This is a genomic window from Rahnella sp. EDr1-12 (assembly GCF_049206505.1).
Lineage (GTDB): Bacteria > Pseudomonadota > Gammaproteobacteria > Enterobacterales > Enterobacteriaceae > Rahnella > Rahnella rivi.
In genome coordinates this window covers 78,297-94,619 of sequence record NZ_JBLZNY010000009.1, presented here as the reverse complement: position 1 = coordinate 94,619, position 16,323 = coordinate 78,297, and the positions used below count along the sequence as shown (strand labels likewise).

The window sequence follows — 16,323 nt, the reverse complement described above, 5'->3', positions numbered from 1 at the left end:
CTTACCTCGTTGCCACTGACTGGAATGCGTGTTCCAGATCAGCAATCAAATCTTCACTGTCTTCAAGACCTACAGAAATTCGGAGCAAGCTGTCAGAAATCCCGGCGGCTTTACGCGCTTCGGGCGCCATACCCGCGTGCGTCATGGTTGCGGTATGAGAAATCAGGCTTTCGACACCTCCCAAGGATTCTGCGAGGGTAAATAACTTCAATTCTTTCAGGAAATGACGCAGCTGCGCCTCATCACCGTTAAATTCAAAACTAATCATGGCACCAAAACCGCGTTGCTGGCGGCGGGCAATATCATGCCCCTGGTTTTCCGGCAGCGACGGATGATACAGCTTTTTGACCTGCGTTTGCTTCTGTAAATAGGCAACAATCGCCAGCGCATTTTCCTGCTGCTGCTTCACGCGCACCGTTAAGGTACGCAGGCCACGCAACAACAGATAACTGTCGAAGGCCGCTGCCGTCACGCCGATGTTATTCGCCCACCAGGCCAGTTCAGTCGCATGTTCAGCGGTCTTAGATATTACCGTACCGGCGACCACATCAGAATGCCCGTTAAGATATTTAGTACAAGAATGGACGACTAAATCCGCGCCAAGCTGCAACGGGTTCTGCAAGGCCGGGCTGAGGAAGGTGTTATCCACCACCGTTAACGCACCCGCTGCGTGCGAGGCGGCGCAAATAGCCTCGATATCCACCACACGCAATAGCGGGTTGCTTGGCGATTCGATCAGCACCAGCGCCGGCTTTTCCTTCAGCGCGTCAGCCAGCGCCTGCGGATCGCCCTGATCGACAAACAGCACGCGATACGCGCCGCGCTTGCTCAGGCTGTCAAACAAACGGTAACTGCCGCCGTAGCAATCGTGCGGGGCCAGCAGTAAATCGCCGGGTTTCAAAAAGACCGTACACACCAGATGAATCGCAGACATGCCACTGCTGGTCAGTACCGCGCCCGCACCGCCTTCCAGATCGGCCAGCGCACGCTGCGCAATATCACGCGTCGGATTACCGCGGCGTGAATAATCGTGGGCCCTTGGCTGATTGAAATCTTCAAAGTTGTAGGTGCTGGAAAGCGAGATTGGCGGAACTACACAACCATATTGCTGATCATTGTTCAGGCCACTGCCCACGGCAATGGTGGCTTGCTTGTGCGTCATAGTCTTTTTCTTCCTGCGATGTGCGAAGGGTGAGATGACAAAGAGTAACGCCCGGAGTTATAGACGTCAATACATCTGGACATCTAAACTTCTTTGCGTATAGATTGAGCAACAGAGCAATACCCGCTAAAATTATGGCGTTATGCGAATGTCTGGCCGATCCCGGACGCACAGGTAACCGGTCACGGCCCTGCGTCAGGCGACAAAATGAAGAATGCCACGGGGAAAATCGTGAGATAACCCTGTTAAATACGGACATTTATTTAGTGAGAACAGTGAAAATCGGGCATAATCACCGGGTTTTCAGAATTTTATTTTTTGATAAATTTAAGGTGTCCCATGGCTGAGTGGAACGGCGAATATGTCAGCCCTTACGCTGAACACGGTAAGAAAAGCGAACAAGTTAAGAAAATTACGGTATCCATTCCGCTGAAAGTCCTCAAAATCCTCACCGATGAACGCACTCGTCGCCAGGTGAATAACCTGCGTCACGCGACCAACAGTGAATTATTGTGCGAGGCTTTCCTGCACGCCTTTACCGGTCAGCCTTTACCGAATGACGAAGACCTGCGTAAAGAACGCAGTGACGAAATCCCGGAAGCGGCGAAGATCCTGATGCGTGAACTGGGTGTGGATCCTGATACCTGGGAATATTGATAGCGCTGAGCGCTGCTGAACATGCCCGTGCGGACGATTGTGCGGGTTTCAGTGTCTGTGATGATTAACGCTGAGTCGTGATCAGGAAGATGTGTCTGGCGGGAAGTGAAACGGCAGGCAACAAAAAAGGCGCCGTCGGCGCCTTTTTTTGCTCTCAAGCCAGCAATATTACTTGCTGCTTGGCATGCTGAAACGCTTGTTGAAGCGGTCAACACGGCCACCGGTAGCGACTTCACGTTGCTTACCAGTGTAGAACGGGTGACATTCGCCACAAACGTCCAGGTTCAGATCGTGACCCACAGTTGAGTGAGTTTTGATAACATTACCGCATGAGCAGTTTGCAGTAATTTCTACGTATTTAGGGTGAATACCTTGTTTCATGGGAAAACCTCTTCTTAAGGCCGCGTCGCTATCCAACCCTGTTCCGTCAGACACCACGCGTAGTGGATGATAGGCTTTGAGTACGAAATGCACCAAAGGCGGCGAATCATACAGAATCTCTGAGAACCGCGCAATCATGTTCATGCATTTCGAAGGACTCAGTGTACACTATCTCGTCATTTTTTTAAAGTCTGGACCCCCAATGCCTGTTGCCCACGTTGCTTTACCTGTTCCGCTTGCCCGTACTTTTGATTATTTATTGCCGCCCGACATGCAGGTCACGCAGGGTTGCCGGGTCAGTGTGCCTTTTGGTAAACGCGATGCAATTGGCATTGTCACGAAGATCAGCGATTCCAGCGAGTTTGGCCTGGAGAAGCTGAAACCAGTGCGTGAGGTCCTCGACCGTACCAGCCTCTTTACTCCCGACCTGTGGCGCATTCTGTTCTGGGCTGCCGACTATTACCATTTTCCGATTGGTGAAGTGCTGTTCCACGCGCTGCCGGTATTATTGCGCCAGGGAAAACCCGCTGAACTGACGCCGTTGTGGCAGTGGTTTGCCACTGAACAAGGCCGCGCGACCCCGCTCGACAGCCTGAAACGTGCGCCAAAGCAGCAACAGGCGATGGCCGCGCTGATGCAAAAGCCGGTGTATCGCCATCAGGTCGCCGATCTTGATCTCACGGATACCGCGTTGCAGGCATTGCGCGCCAAAGGGCTGACCGATTTACGCAGTATCGCGCCCGATGCAGCGGACTGGCGCAAAGATTTTTCAGTCGTGGGCGAGCGTTTGCGGCTTAACACCGAGCAGGCCACTGCCGTCGGTGCTATCCGCAGCGAAGATCAGCAGTTTTCCGCCTGGCTGCTGGCCGGGGTGACGGGTTCGGGCAAAACCGAAGTGTATCTCAGCGTGCTGGAAAATATTCTCGAACAGGGCCGGCAGGCGCTGGTGATGGTGCCGGAAATCGGCCTGACGCCGCAGACTATTGCCCGCTTCAGGGAGCGTTTCAGTGCGCCGGTTGATGTCCTGCATTCCGGCCTCAATGACAGCGAACGTCTTGCCGTCTGGCTGCGTGCACGTAACGGTGAAGCGGGGATCGTCATCGGCACGCGTTCTTCTTTGTTTACGCCGTTCGCCCGCCTCGGGGTGATCATTATTGATGAAGAACACGACAGCTCTTATAAGCAGCAGGAGGGCTGGCGCTATCACGCCCGTGATCTGGCGGTGTATCGTGCCCATGCCGAAAATATTCCGATTATCATGGGCTCGGCCACACCGGCGCTGGAAACGTTGCACAACGTCGAGTTGGGGAAATATCGCCAGCTGAAACTGACCAAACGTGCCGGTAACGCCAAACTCGCCCGCCAGAATTTGCTCGATCTGAAAGGAATGCAGTTGAAAGTCGGGTTATCGCAGCCGCTGATCCAAAAGATGCATGAACATCTGAAAGCCGATAATCAGGTGATGCTGTTTCTCAATCGCCGTGGCTATGCGCCTGCCCTGCTGTGCCATGAATGCGGCTGGATTGCCGAATGTCAGCGCTGCGACCACTATTACACGATTCACCAGAACCAGCGGCAGTTACGCTGCCACCATTGCGACAGCCAGCGTGCGGTGCCGCACCAGTGCCCGCACTGCGGCTCGACGCAATTGGTTTCGGTGGGCGTCGGTACGGAACAGCTGGAAAATGAGCTGGCCCCGCTCTTTCCCGATACCCCCATCACACGTATCGACCGCGATACCACCAGCCGTAAAGGCTCGCTGGAACTGCATCTGAATGAAATCCATCGCGGCGGAGCACGTATTCTTATCGGTACGCAAATGCTGGCGAAAGGGCATCACTTCCCGGACGTCACACTGGTGTCTTTATTAGACGTCGACGGCGCGCTGTTCTCGGCGGATTTCCGTTCTGCCGAGCGATTTGCCCAGCTCTATACGCAGGTTTCAGGACGCGCAGGCCGCGCCGGCAAACAGGGCGAAGTGGTGCTGCAAACTCATCATCCTGAACACCCGCTGTTGCTGGTTCTGTTGCAAAAAGGCTACGACGAATTTGCTCGGCAGACGCTTGCTGAGCGTAAAAGCGTCTTCCTGCCGCCTTATACCAGCCATATTCTGATTCGCTCTGAAGATCATGATAATCAGCAATCGGCGCTGTTCCTCCAGCAGTTACGTAATCTTCTGGAATCCAGCCCCCTGAAAGATGATTCGCTGTGGATTTTGGGGCCGGTTCCGGCGCTTGCCGCCAAACGTAACGGACGCTTCCGCTGGCAATTGTTATTGCAGCACCCTTCCCGCCGGGTTTTACAGCATCTGATCAAGAGTTCTCAGCCACTTATCGCCAGCCTTCCTCAGGCCAGAAAAGTGAAATGGACGCTGGATGTGGATCCGATTGACAGCTAATCCGCATGTAGCCCCGGTTTTTCTGCGGGGTGGATCGAAAAAAAGCATCTGCATCACACTTTTAATGCAAATTAGGTAACAAATCCTACTCACATTCTGTTTAGAATGTGATGAGCTACACAGCACGCAGGGGTAGCAGGTGAGGAATGTTGATGTTGTCGTGTCCGTTTGATGCAGTTGCAAGGAGAGATGCGTTGGAGCACAAGAAAGAATTACCCGCCGCGACAATGAAAGATGTGGCTGAACAGGCAGGCGTTTCAACAGCAACGGTATCCCGCGCGTTAATGAATCCGGAAAAAGTTTCCGCTTCCACCCGTCAGAAAGTGGATCAGGCCGTCATGGCCGTGGGCTATTCGCCCCATGCCATGTCGCGCAATTTAAAACGCAATGAATCACGCACCATTCTGGTGATCGTCCCGGACATCTGCGATCCGTTTTTTGCAGATTTGATCCAGGGGATCGAACGCACCGCCGCGCAAAGTGGCTATCTGGTGCTGATCGGCGATTGCGCTCACCAGAACCAGCAAGAAAAAACCTTCATCAATCTGATCATCACCAAACAGATTGACGGCATGCTGCTGCTCGGCTCGGATTTACCTTTCGATGCCAGTAAAGAAGAACAGCGAAATTTGCCGCCGATGGTGATGGCCAATGAATTTGCCCCGGAACTTGAACTGCCGACCGTTCACATTGATAACCTGACTGCCGCATTTGAAGCCGTACATTACCTTCTGAAACTGGGTCATCAGCGAATTGCCTGTATCGCCGGGCCGAAACATATGCCGCTGTGCCAGTACCGTTCACAAGGTTATATTCAGGCGTTGCGTCGTAATGGCATGAGCGTTGAGAGCGCTCTGACCGTTCATGGTGATTTCAGCTATGAATCAGGCGCGCTGGCGCTGACAGAGCTGATGTCACTGCCGACACCGCCGACGGCGATTTTCTGTCACAACGATGTGATGGCGATTGGCGCCATGTTCCAGGCAAAGAAAATGGGGCTGCGTATTCCGCAAGATCTGTCGATTGTCGGCTTCGATGACATCAAGGCCAGCCAGTTCACCGATCCTCCGCTGACCACCGTGGCGCAGCCAAGGTTCCAGCTGGGTCGTCAGGCCATGTTATTATTACTCGAGCAGTTGCAGGGAAATCCGGTACAAAACGGTTCACTGCTGCTCGACAGCGAACTCATCGTGCGTGAAAGTACCGCGGCGCCCAAAGCGTGAGTCATTTTTTATCCCACCATGAAGTTTTAATTTCAGTAAATGTTCAGGGTTAAGTAACATGACGCACTTCTTCTTTAATCATCACGACACAGCGAAACGATAGTGGCACAGAAAGACTATGTAAGCCGTGGGCGCTCAGGAGCGCGGCGGAAAAGTACCAGCCGGAGTAAAAAACGCAATTCCACAACGATCTCCAAAACCATGGTGGTGTTAGCCGTTGCGGTGCTGGTGGTGTTTGTCGGTGGCCTCTATTTTATTGCTCACAATAAGCATGAAGAAGCGGTCGTGGTGCCAACGCATCCTGTCCGTCCGGGTAACGGATTGCCTCCTAAGCCTGAAGAACGCTGGCGTTATATTAAAGAACTGGAAAACCGCCAGATGGGTGTGACCACGCCGACAGAACCGACGGCGGGTGGTCAGGTGGAATCCAAAACTCAGCTGACGCCGGAACAGCGCCAGTTGCTTGAGCAAATGCAGGCCGATATGCGCCAGACGCCGACACAGCTGTCTGAAGTGCCGTATAACGATCCAAATCAGGTCACGCGTACGCCGACGGCACCTGCGCAGCGTCAGGTTCAGCAACAGCAGCAGCAACCGACCTATGCACAGCAGCAGCCGGTGCAGACTCAGCCACGCCAGGTTCAGCAACAACCTGCGTACACGCCGCAAACGCAGCCAGTACGCGCACCGCAGGCTCAGGCTCAGACACAACCGGTACAGCAGAAACCTAAACCTGTGCCGAAAGAAACCGTGAAAGAACAGCCTAAAACACAGCAACCGGCCGCCATCACACAGGTGACGCCGGAGAAACCTAAAGAGCAGGAAAAGACCCAGCGCTTTATGGTTCAGTGCGGTTCTTTCCACGGCACCGAGCAGGCAGAATCTCAGCGCGCGAAGCTGGCCTTTGAAGGTTTTGAAGGCCGTATCACGACCGGCGGTGGCTGGAATCGTGTGGTGATCGGCCCTTATAACAATCGTTCCGGTGCCGACAGCACCTTAGCCCGCCTGAAGAACGCAGGCATCTCCGGTTGCATTCCCCTCGCAACCGGGGGTTGAAAACCCGTAATCCTTCCCCAATCTATACTTTCAATATGCCTCGTAAGCTTGTGAGACACCCAGCGTGTCCCACAAGCCTGCGGGGATCTTTCCCGTCTGCAACGAGGAACCGCTCGTGACAACAATTGTAAGTGTACGCCGAAACGGCAAGGTCGTTATCGGTGGTGATGGCCAGGCCACATTGGGAAATACCGTCATGAAGGGCAACGTCAAAAAAGTACGTCGCCTGTATAACGATAAAGTGATCGCGGGCTTTGCTGGCGGTACAGCGGATGCGTTCACGCTGTTTGAGCTGTTCGAGCGTAAGCTGGAGATGCATCAGGGTCATCTGGTGAAAGCGGCCGTAGAACTGGCGAAAGACTGGCGTACCGACCGTATGCTGCGCCGTCTCGAAGCGCTGCTGGCCGTCGCCGATGAAAACGCGTCGCTTATCATCAGCGGCAACGGTGATGTTATTCAGCCAGAAAACGATCTGATCGCCATTGGTTCCGGTGGCCCGTATGCACAGGCAGCAGCCCGCGCACTGCTGGAAAATTCAGAGCTGGGCGCCCGCGACATCGTGGAAAAATCGCTGAGTATCGCCGGTGACATCTGCATCTACACCAACCAATTCCACACCATCGAAGAATTGTCTTCTAAAGCGTAAGGATCGAAAATTATGTCTGAGATGACCCCGCGCGAGATCGTCAGCGAACTAGACAGCTACATCATTGGCCAGGACAAAGCGAAACGTGCCGTGGCCATTGCCCTGCGTAACCGCTGGCGTCGCATGCAGCTCGACGAAGCGCTGCGCCATGAAGTCACCCCTAAAAACATTCTGATGATCGGTCCGACCGGTGTGGGTAAAACCGAAATCGCCCGCCGTCTGGCGAAACTGGCGAACGCACCGTTCATCAAAGTCGAAGCGACCAAATTCACCGAGGTCGGTTATGTCGGTAAAGAAGTGGATTCTATTATCCGCGATTTGACCGACTCCGCCGTGAAAATGGTGCGCCTGCAATCCATCGAAAAGAACCGTTTCCGCGCCGAAGAACTGGCCGAAGAACGTATTCTGGATGTGCTGATCCCGCCGGCGAAAAACAACTGGGGCCAGGCAGACGAAACGCAGGAACCTTCTGCCGCGCGCCAGAATTTCCGCAAAAAATTGCGTGAAGGCCAGCTCGACGACAAAGAAATTGAAATCAGTCTGGCTTCCGGTCCTGTTGGCGTGGAAATCATGTCCCCGCCGGGCATGGAAGAGATGACGAACCAGCTTCAGTCCATGTTCCAGAACATGGCCGGACAGAAACAAAAACCGCGCAAACTGAAAATCAAAGAAGCCTACAAGCTGTTGGTTGAAGAAGAAGCGGCAAAACTGGTGAATCCGGAAGATCTGAAAGAACAGGCGATCGAAGCCGTCGAGCAGCACGGTATTGTGTTTATCGATGAGATCGACAAAATCTGTAAACGCGGCGGCCAGAGCTCCGGCCCGGATGTTTCGCGCGAAGGTGTGCAGCGCGACCTGCTGCCGCTGGTGGAAGGCTGCACAGTCTCTACCAAACACGGCATGGTGAAAACAGATCACATCCTGTTTATCGCTTCCGGTGCGTTCCAGACTGCCAGCCCGTCAGATTTGATCCCTGAACTGCAGGGGCGTCTGCCTATTCGTGTTGAACTGCAGGCGCTGTCGACTGAAGACTTCGAACGCATTCTGACCGAACCGAGTGCTTCGCTGACTCATCAGTACAAAGCATTGATGGCGACCGAAGGCGTCACCATTGATTTCACCGCTGACGGTATCCGCCGTATCGCCGAAGCCGCATGGCAGGTCAACGAAACCACCGAAAACATTGGTGCCCGTCGTTTGCATACGGTTCTTGAGCGTCTGATGGAAGATATCTCTTACGACGCGAGCGAAAGCAACGGTATTTCCATAAACATTGATGCAGATTATGTTAGGAGCCACCTTGATCAGCTGGTAGCTGATGAAGATCTGAGCCGTTTTATCTTATAATTTGCTCATACGTTCCGAAAGTGATCTTCAGGGAGGCGTTTGCCTCCCTGATTTTTTTTAGATTTCGGACTGACTTGTTCACCTGAGCGAATCCATCTATGAGCACTATGACTCCCTGCACTCCGACGACGCCCGCCCGCGCCTGGCTCGAAAGCCTGCGTCCCAAAACGCTGCCTCTGGCTTTTGCCTCTATCGTGATGGGTTCGGCCATTGCCAGCCTGCAAGGCGTTTTCCATCCGCTGACGGCGTTGCTGGCGCTGCTCACCGCCGGGTGTCTGCAAATCCTGTCCAATCTGGCGAATGATTATGGCGATGCCGAAAAAGGCAGCGATACGCCTGATCGCGTCGGGCCTTTGCGCGGCATGCAAAAAGGGATGATTACCGCCTCACAAATGAAACACGCGATTATGCTCACCATCGCGCTGACCATTATTTGTGGCGTCGCGCTGATCGCCGTGGCCTGTCATAAACCCAGCGACGTAGTCGGTTTTCTGATCCTCGGGCTGCTGTCGATTGGCGCGGCAATCACCTATACCGTGGGGACGCGCCCTTACGGTTATATGGGCCTCGGTGATATTTCGGTGCTGATTTTCTTTGGCTGGATAAGCGTTGCCGGTACGTTCTATTTGCAGGCGGGATACTTCGACTGGATTGTGATGCTGCCAGCAACGGCGACCGGCCTGCTCTCCACTGCAGTGCTCAACATTAACAACCTGCGTGATATCGACACCGACAGCGCCAATGGCAAGAACACGCTGGCCGTCCGTCTGGGGCCGGTCAATGCGCGTCGTTATCACACGGTCATCCTGACTGCCGCCGCAATTTGTCTGGCGGTATTCTCTGCCGTATATCTGCATCACTGGACCGGCTGGCTGTTTCTTCTGGCCGTACCGGTGCTGGCAATCCATATCCGCCGGGTGAATCGCGCAAAAACCTCAATGGAAGTACGCCCTCTGCTGGAGCACATGGTAAAAGCTGCGTTACTGACTAACGTATTGTTTGCAGTGGGTCTGTTACTGAATTGAAGAAAAGTGGCCTGGCGTGCGCTAATCGGGTCACTTTTCACATTTAACAATTGATGATTTTGCCAACATCCGCCGATAAGGGATATACTGAACGTTCATGCAGCAACCAGATGAAATCCTATGAAATACGATACTTCCGAACTTTGCGATATCTACCATGAAGAAGTGAATGTTGTCGAACCCCTGTTCTCCAACTTTGGTGGCCGTACTTCATTTGGCGGGCAAATCACGACAGTGAAGTGTTTCGAAGACAATGGCTTGCTTTATGACCTGCTGGAAGAGAATGGTCGTGGCCGCGTGTTGGTGGTCGATGGCGGCGGTTCTGTTCGTCGTGCATTACTTGATGCCGGTCTGGCACGTCAGGCATTGCAAAACGAATGGGAAGGCATTTTGATTTACGGTGCGGTTCGTCAGGTGGATGACCTGGAAGAGCTCGACCTTGGCATTCAGGCTATGGCAGCCATTCCGGCTGGCGCAGGCAGTGAGGGGATCGGCGAAAGCGACATTCGTGTTAATTTCGGCGGCGTGACCTTCTTCTCCGGCGACCACTTGTATGCTGATAACACCGGTATCATCCTGTCAGAAGACCCGCTCGATATCGAATAACCTTCGCTTACAGCAACAAAAAAGGACGCCTGGGCGTCCTTTTTTATTTGGAAAATGAAGCCGTTAGACTTCTTCCATTTTTCCCAACAGTGCACGCAGACGATCCTGCCAGACGTGTTGCTCTTCTTTCAGCTGTGCGTTTTCGCGCACCAGCGACTCGTGATTACCACTCGCCTGCTGAACTTCATGAGACAAGGTGTTGTTTTGCTCTTTCAGTTCTTCGATTTCCATCTGCAACAGAGTAATGGTATCGATCGCTTGCTGAACTTTAGCTTCTAGTTTCTCAAATACTTCAAATGACATTTTTCGGTCCCCTTATGTTCGCAAGGCGCACATCTTATGTTCTGCCGCATCGTCCGGACACGGCTCAAAAATTCCTGCACTTCGCCGATTTCTATAATAAATTCAAATCGCAATGACGTTTGAACTTCACCGGGATTTCAAAAAAACGGCGGGTGTCTTAACGAGTGATTGTATGTAGCCAGCCTTGCCCTGTCTACCAAGAACCCCTCTCTGCACGCAGTCTGTTGCAATTTTCACAGGCTGAGTATCAGGAAATGCTTAAAAAGCAGAGTCACCCTCCAGAAATGTCAGCGAATACCGAATACCCTGAGCGCCATCCGACATGCGCCTTTAGCTTCACAGCCTTCACGGGAATGTCACGGTGTGGGCTTTTTACCGGTCGGCAGGACCTTTCAACACGCGAAATCGCTCATTTTTATGACACAACACACAAAAATCGATTTCGCTATTTCTCGTTTATGCTCGTTAACGATAAATTCACATTACGTTCTCATTTAATGATGAACGGCAAAATCCGATTACGTTCACGTACGCATAACAGAAAAACTATAACTAACCATTAACATCATCCTTAGCAGGATCCAACTATGAGCCAAACCATGAGTTCCACATTAAAAGGTCAGTGCATCGCTGAGTTTCTGGGTACCGGGCTTATCATTTTCTTTGGTGCGGGTTGTGTCGCAGCAATGAAACTGGCCGGTGCTACCTTTGGCCAGTGGGAAATTAGCATTATCTGGGGTCTGGGTGTGGCAATGGCCATCTACCTGACCGCAGCGATTTCAGGCGCACACCTGAACCCGGCGGTGACCGTCGCGTTATGTTTGTTTGCAAACTTTGAAGGACGCAAAGTTCTGCCTTACATCGTGGCGCAGGTCGCCGGTGCCTTCTGTGCCGCAGCGCTGGTCTACGGTCTTTACTACAACCTGTTCTTCGATTTCGAGCAAAGCCATAATATGGTGCGCGGCAGTGTCGAAAGTCTGGATCTGGCCGGTATCTTCTCCACCTATCCAAACCCGCACATTAGCGTACTGCAGGCCTTCCTGGTTGAAACGGTGATCACTGCCATTCTGATGGCGCTGATCCTCGGCCTGACGGATGACGGCAACGGCATTCCACGCGGCCCGCTGGCTCCGCTGCTGATCGGTATTCTGATCGCGGTTATCGGTGCTTCAATGGGCCCGTTAACCGGCTTCGCACTGAACCCGGCGCGTGATTTCGGTCCGAAAGTGTTCGCTTACTTCGCTGGCTGGGGCAAAGTCGCCTTCACCGGTGCACGTGATATTCCTTACTTCCTGGTTCCGATTTTTGGCCCGCTGCTCGGCGCTTCACTCGGTGCCATCGCGTACAAAGCGTTGATTGGTCGTCATCTGCCACATCAGATCAATGATATTGCAGATGAAAAAGCGCCTCAGCCTTCCAAACAGCGTAAAGCCTGATCGGCTAAACTGTTCCAAAGCTAACTTATTCGCAGGATGAAAATTATGTCAGCAGATACGACTCACGAAAAAAAATACATCGTCGCACTTGATCAGGGTACAACCAGCTCACGCGCCGTAGTTCTGGATCACGATGCCAACATCGTCAGCGTTTCACAGCGCGAATTCACCCAGATCTACCCGAAATCCGGCTGGGTGGAACACGACCCGATGGAAATCTGGTCTTCCCAGAGCTCGGTGCTGGTAGAAGTGCTGGCGAAAGCCGACATCAACTCCGATCAGATCGCCGGTATCGGTATCACCAACCAGCGTGAAACCACCATCGTGTGGGAAAAAGAAACCGGCAAGCCGATTTATAACGCGATTGTGTGGCAATGCCGTCGTACTGCTGACATCTGTGAAAAGCTGAAGAAAGACGGGATGGAAGAGTACATCCGTCATAACACCGGTCTGGTGGTTGACCCGTACTTCTCTGGTACCAAACTGAAATGGATCCTCGACCACGTTGAAGGTTCCCGTGAACGCGCTGCACGCGGCGAGCTGTTGTTCGGCACCGTGGATACCTGGCTGGTGTGGAAAATGACTCAGGGACGTGTTCACGTAACTGATTACACTAACGCCTCGCGTACCATGATGTTCAACATTCATAATCTGGAATGGGATGAACGTATGCTGGAAGTGCTGGATATTCCGCGCGCCATGCTGCCGGAAGTTCGCCCTTCTTCTGAAATTTACGGTCAGACCAACATCGGGGGTAAAGGCGGTACGCGTATTCCTATCGCCGGTATCGCCGGTGACCAGCAGGCCGCGCTGTATGGTCAGCTGTGCGTACAACCGGGTATGGCGAAAAATACCTATGGTACTGGCTGCTTCCTGCTGATGAACACCGGCACAGAAGCGGTAACCTCCAAAAATGGTCTGCTGACGACGATTGCCTGTGGTCCGCGAGGCGAAGTGAACTATGCGCTGGAAGGTGCGGTATTCGTCGGGGGTGCCTCCATTCAGTGGCTGCGCGACGAACTGAAACTGATCAGCGATGCCACAGACTCCGAATATTTCGCCAGCAAAGTGAAAGACACCAACGGCGTGTATGTGGTGCCTGCCTTCACCGGCCTTGGCGCCCCTTACTGGGACCCGTATGCCCGTGGCGCGATCTTCGGTCTGAGCCGTGGTGCAAACAGCAACCACATCATCCGTGCAACGCTGGAGTCTATCGCCTATCAGACGCGTGACGTGCTTGATGCCATGCAGGCTGATTCCGGTACCCGCCTGCAGTCTCTGCGCGTGGATGGCGGTGCGGTAGCGAACAACTTCCTGATGCAATTCCAGTCAGACATTCTCGGTACCCGCGTTGAGCGCCCTGCCGTTCTTGAAGTCACCGCGCTGGGTTCTGCTTTCCTTGCCGGGCTGGCCGTCGGTTTCTGGAACGATCTGGACGAAGTGCGCAGCAAAGCGACCATCGAACGTGAATTCCGCCCAAGCATTGAAACCACAGAACGTAATGTACGCTACAAAGGCTGGCAAAAAGCCGTGGCACGCGTTCGTTCATGGGAAGATCACGACGAGTAATCGCCGCTTTTTTTTCGCCAACACCGTCCTAAAAAACTCCCCGCCGGGGAGTTTTTTTATGCGCCTTTCCCATTGTGCTAAAATCCCCCGCACAGATGAGCCTTTGCCTCACCGATCTCTTTTTTCTTCCTACAGGCTTTCCAATGAAACGTGAATTAGCAATCGAGTTCTCCCGCGTGACCGAAGCGGCCGCCCTGGCTGGGTATAAATGGCTTGGCCGTGGCGATAAAAACCTCGCTGACAACGCCGCCGTTCAGGCGATGCGCATCATGCTTAATAACGTCGATATCGATGGCACCATCGTGATTGGCGAAGGGGAAATTGACGAAGCGCCAATGCTGTATATCGGCGAAAAAGTCGGAACAGGCCGCGGCGATGCCGTGGATATCGCCGTCGATCCTATTGAAGGTACCCGCATGACGGCAATGGGGCAATCCAATGCACTGGCCGTTCTGGCCGTCGGCGATAAAGGCTCGTTCCTCAATGCGCCGGATATGTACATGGAAAAAATCGCCGTCGGGCCCGGCGCAAAAGGCGCGATTAATCTGGATCTGACGCTGGCGGAAAACCTCGTAAATGTTGCCCGCGCGCTGAACAAACCGCTGACCGAGCTGACCGTAGCCGTGCTGGCGAAACCGCGTCACGACGAGGCGATTCGTGAAATGCTGGCGGCCGGAGTACGGGTTTTTGCCTTCCCGGACGGCGATGTGGCAGCCACTATTCTCACCTGCATGCCGGACAGTGAAGTTGATGTGTTGTATGGCATCGGCGGCGCGCCGGAAGGGGTGATTTCCGCCGCGGTGATCCGCGCGCTGGATGGTGACATGCAGGGCCGCTTACTGGCACGCCATGACGTGAAAGGCGATACCCCGGAAAACCGCCGCATAGGCGAAGAAGAGCTGACACGCTGTCAGGCGATGGGCATTGAAGCAGGCAAAGTGCTGCAGCTGGATGACATGGCGCGTAATGACAACGTGATTTTCTCTGCGACCGGCATTACCAAAGGTGATCTGCTGGAAGGCATCAGCCGTCAGGGAAATATGGCGACGACCGAAACGCTGCTGATCCGGGGTAAATCCCGCACCATCCGTCGTATACGTTCGACGCATTATCTCGACCGTAAAGACGCCGCACTGCACGCGTTTATCATCTGACGCGAGACAAGAAAGGCAAAAGCAGAGCACCTGGCTCTGCTTTTTTTTCACCTGAGGAGAGGCTTAAACCCGATGCCCTTGCTCCTGAAGACGATTCGACATCGGCCACCAGCACAGCAAAATCAGTAACGACATCGCAAACATCAGCAACCCCAGACTGAACTGACCGGTTTGCGGCAACATCGCCGATAACCATGCCACCAGCCCCGATCCCATATTTTGTAATCCGCCCACCAGCGCACCGGCCGCACCGGCGAGATACGGGAAAGGCTCCATCGCGCCGGTGGTCGCCAGCGGGAATAACATCCCTGCGCCAAAGAAGAACAGGGAGGCCGGAACGATCAGCGTCCAGATGTTCATGATGCCCAGCCAGCCGGGGATCCACATCGTCAGCCCCGCCAGCAGACAGCTGATCACAGAATGCCACATGAGCTGCTGGAAACTTTTCTCAGACCGACCGGCATACCAGGCGCCAAAAAATGCCGCCGGGATCGGCAGAATAAACAGAATACTGACCATGACGCCGCTCAGCCCGAGAACGCCACCCATCAGCACGCCACAGCTGGCCTCAAACACCGCCACACCGGCCAGCGCACCCACCAGCATCACCAGATAACGACTGAAGTTACCGTCCGCCAGCAGCAGGCGCAGACTGCTGAGCATTTTACGAGGCTGATGGTCAGCAGTGAATTCAGGACGGGTTTCCGGCAACCAGCGGTACATTGAAAATGCAACGCCTGCGCAAAGCATCAGCAGAAAACCAAAGCTGGCGCGCCAGCCTAACCATGCAGACAGCGCGCCACCAATCACCGGCGCAAGCAACGGGCTGATCAGAATCCCCATATTCAGCAAACTGTTGGCGTGGCGTAACGCCCCACCACTGTAAAGGTCACGCGGCATTGTCCGCGCCATGACGCCCGCTACGCCGGTTCCCATTCCCTGCACCGCACTGGCCACGATCAGCATATTGAGGCTGGAGGACATCATCGCGCCCGCGGCACCCACCAGAAAAACCATCAACCCGGCCAGGATCACCGGCTTGCGACCAATGTTGTCTGACAGTGGCCCATACACCAGCTGCGAAGCCCCGTAGGTGATGAGATACGCAGCCATCACCCGCTGTACCGCGCCGGGTTTAACCGACAGACTGGTGGCCATATCGGCGATATTCGGCACGTAAATGGTTTGCGCCATCTGACCGACGGCCACCAGCAAAATCAACATTACCAGCAGGTGAATGTTTTCGAGATTTTTCATTTTTCAGTTCATTATCAAATGGAGTAGGGAAAGTGCAGAATAAATAACCGGTAAATCCGTTTATCTTACGGCGGCGCATAAGTTAACAAATTAAGATGAATAA

General features: G+C 53.7%; 15 protein-coding genes. 11 read left to right on the top strand and 4 right to left on the bottom strand.

Features of this window, described 5'->3' with window-relative positions:
- Position 1: 1 nt before the first annotated feature.
- Positions 2 to 1,162, bottom strand: coding sequence for a cystathionine gamma-synthase (gene metB / locus ACO0U8_RS22805; RefSeq protein ID WP_217203029.1), 1,161 nt, complete (start codon positions 1,160 to 1,162; stop codon positions 2 to 4).
- A 339-nt stretch (positions 1,163 to 1,501) separates the two neighbouring features.
- On the opposite strand from metB, the gene metJ reads away from it, so the two are divergent.
- Complete coding sequence (gene metJ / locus ACO0U8_RS22800; protein WP_004392248.1) at positions 1,502 to 1,819, top strand: met regulon transcriptional regulator MetJ; 318 nt, start codon at positions 1,502 to 1,504, stop codon at positions 1,817 to 1,819.
- A gap of 168 nt (positions 1,820 to 1,987) precedes the next feature.
- Here metJ and rpmE read toward each other — a convergent pair whose 3' ends face one another.
- Positions 1,988 to 2,200 carry a 50S ribosomal protein L31 gene (gene rpmE / locus ACO0U8_RS22795; RefSeq protein WP_072158085.1) on the bottom strand — a complete coding sequence of 71 codons (213 nt, stop codon included), beginning with the start codon at positions 2,198 to 2,200 and terminating at the stop codon, positions 1,988 to 1,990.
- Between the two features lie 202 nt (positions 2,201 to 2,402).
- On the opposite strand from rpmE, the gene priA reads away from it, so the two are divergent.
- The 7 genes from priA (at position 2,403) to rraA (ending at position 10,501) form a co-directional block, all read left to right on the top strand.
- Positions 2,403 to 4,598 carry a primosomal protein N' gene (gene priA, locus ACO0U8_RS22790; protein ID WP_421671664.1) on the top strand — a complete coding sequence of 732 codons (2,196 nt, stop codon included), beginning with the start codon at positions 2,403 to 2,405 and terminating at the stop codon, positions 4,596 to 4,598.
- Between the two features lie 194 nt (positions 4,599 to 4,792).
- Positions 4,793 to 5,821, top strand: a complete 1,029-nt coding sequence (gene cytR / locus ACO0U8_RS22785; protein WP_056774605.1) for a DNA-binding transcriptional regulator CytR — start codon at positions 4,793 to 4,795, stop codon at positions 5,819 to 5,821.
- A 102-nt stretch (positions 5,822 to 5,923) separates the two neighbouring features.
- Positions 5,924 to 6,877: a cell division protein FtsN gene (gene ftsN / locus ACO0U8_RS22780; protein ID WP_072158084.1), complete on the top strand. Its 954-nt coding sequence runs from the start codon at positions 5,924 to 5,926 to the stop codon at positions 6,875 to 6,877.
- A 115-nt stretch (positions 6,878 to 6,992) separates the two neighbouring features.
- Positions 6,993 to 7,523 carry an ATP-dependent protease subunit HslV gene (gene hslV / locus ACO0U8_RS22775; RefSeq protein ID WP_056774599.1) on the top strand — a complete coding sequence of 177 codons (531 nt, stop codon included), beginning with the start codon at positions 6,993 to 6,995 and terminating at the stop codon, positions 7,521 to 7,523.
- A gap of 12 nt (positions 7,524 to 7,535) precedes the next feature.
- Positions 7,536 to 8,870 carry an HslU--HslV peptidase ATPase subunit gene (hslU, locus tag ACO0U8_RS22770; protein ID WP_056774596.1) on the top strand — a complete coding sequence of 445 codons (1,335 nt, stop codon included), beginning with the start codon at positions 7,536 to 7,538 and terminating at the stop codon, positions 8,868 to 8,870.
- A gap of 98 nt (positions 8,871 to 8,968) precedes the next feature.
- Positions 8,969 to 9,895: a 1,4-dihydroxy-2-naphthoate polyprenyltransferase gene (locus ACO0U8_RS22765; protein WP_136375876.1), complete on the top strand. Its 927-nt coding sequence runs from the start codon at positions 8,969 to 8,971 to the stop codon at positions 9,893 to 9,895.
- 120 nt (positions 9,896 to 10,015) lie between these two features.
- Positions 10,016 to 10,501, top strand: a complete 486-nt coding sequence (gene rraA / locus ACO0U8_RS22760) for a ribonuclease E activity regulator RraA (RefSeq protein ID WP_056774588.1) — start codon at positions 10,016 to 10,018, stop codon at positions 10,499 to 10,501.
- 63 nt (positions 10,502 to 10,564) lie between these two features.
- On the opposite strand, the gene zapB is transcribed toward rraA, so the two are convergent.
- Positions 10,565 to 10,804 carry a cell division protein ZapB gene (gene zapB / locus ACO0U8_RS22755; protein ID WP_056774584.1) on the bottom strand — a complete coding sequence of 80 codons (240 nt, stop codon included), beginning with the start codon at positions 10,802 to 10,804 and terminating at the stop codon, positions 10,565 to 10,567.
- A gap of 587 nt (positions 10,805 to 11,391) precedes the next feature.
- Here zapB and ACO0U8_RS22750 point away from each other — a divergent pair.
- The 3 genes from ACO0U8_RS22750 to glpX all read left to right on the top strand — a co-directional run bounded on the left by ACO0U8_RS22750 (position 11,392) and on the right by glpX (position 14,963).
- Positions 11,392 to 12,240 (top strand): MIP/aquaporin family protein, encoded by an 849-nt coding sequence (locus ACO0U8_RS22750; protein ID WP_056774579.1) that lies wholly within the window; start codon positions 11,392 to 11,394, stop codon positions 12,238 to 12,240.
- Positions 12,241 to 12,285: 45 nt separating this feature from the next.
- Positions 12,286 to 13,809 (top strand): glycerol kinase GlpK, encoded by a 1,524-nt coding sequence (gene glpK / locus ACO0U8_RS22745; RefSeq protein WP_056774575.1) that lies wholly within the window; start codon positions 12,286 to 12,288, stop codon positions 13,807 to 13,809.
- 143 nt (positions 13,810 to 13,952) lie between these two features.
- Positions 13,953 to 14,963, top strand: a complete 1,011-nt coding sequence (gene glpX, locus ACO0U8_RS22740; RefSeq protein WP_421671663.1) for a class II fructose-bisphosphatase — start codon at positions 13,953 to 13,955, stop codon at positions 14,961 to 14,963.
- 63 nt (positions 14,964 to 15,026) lie between these two features.
- On the opposite strand, the gene emrD is transcribed toward glpX, so the two are convergent.
- Complete coding sequence (gene emrD / locus ACO0U8_RS22735; RefSeq protein ID WP_122097082.1) at positions 15,027 to 16,220, bottom strand: multidrug efflux MFS transporter EmrD; 1,194 nt, start codon at positions 16,218 to 16,220, stop codon at positions 15,027 to 15,029.
- Positions 16,221 to 16,323 lie beyond the last annotated feature (103 nt).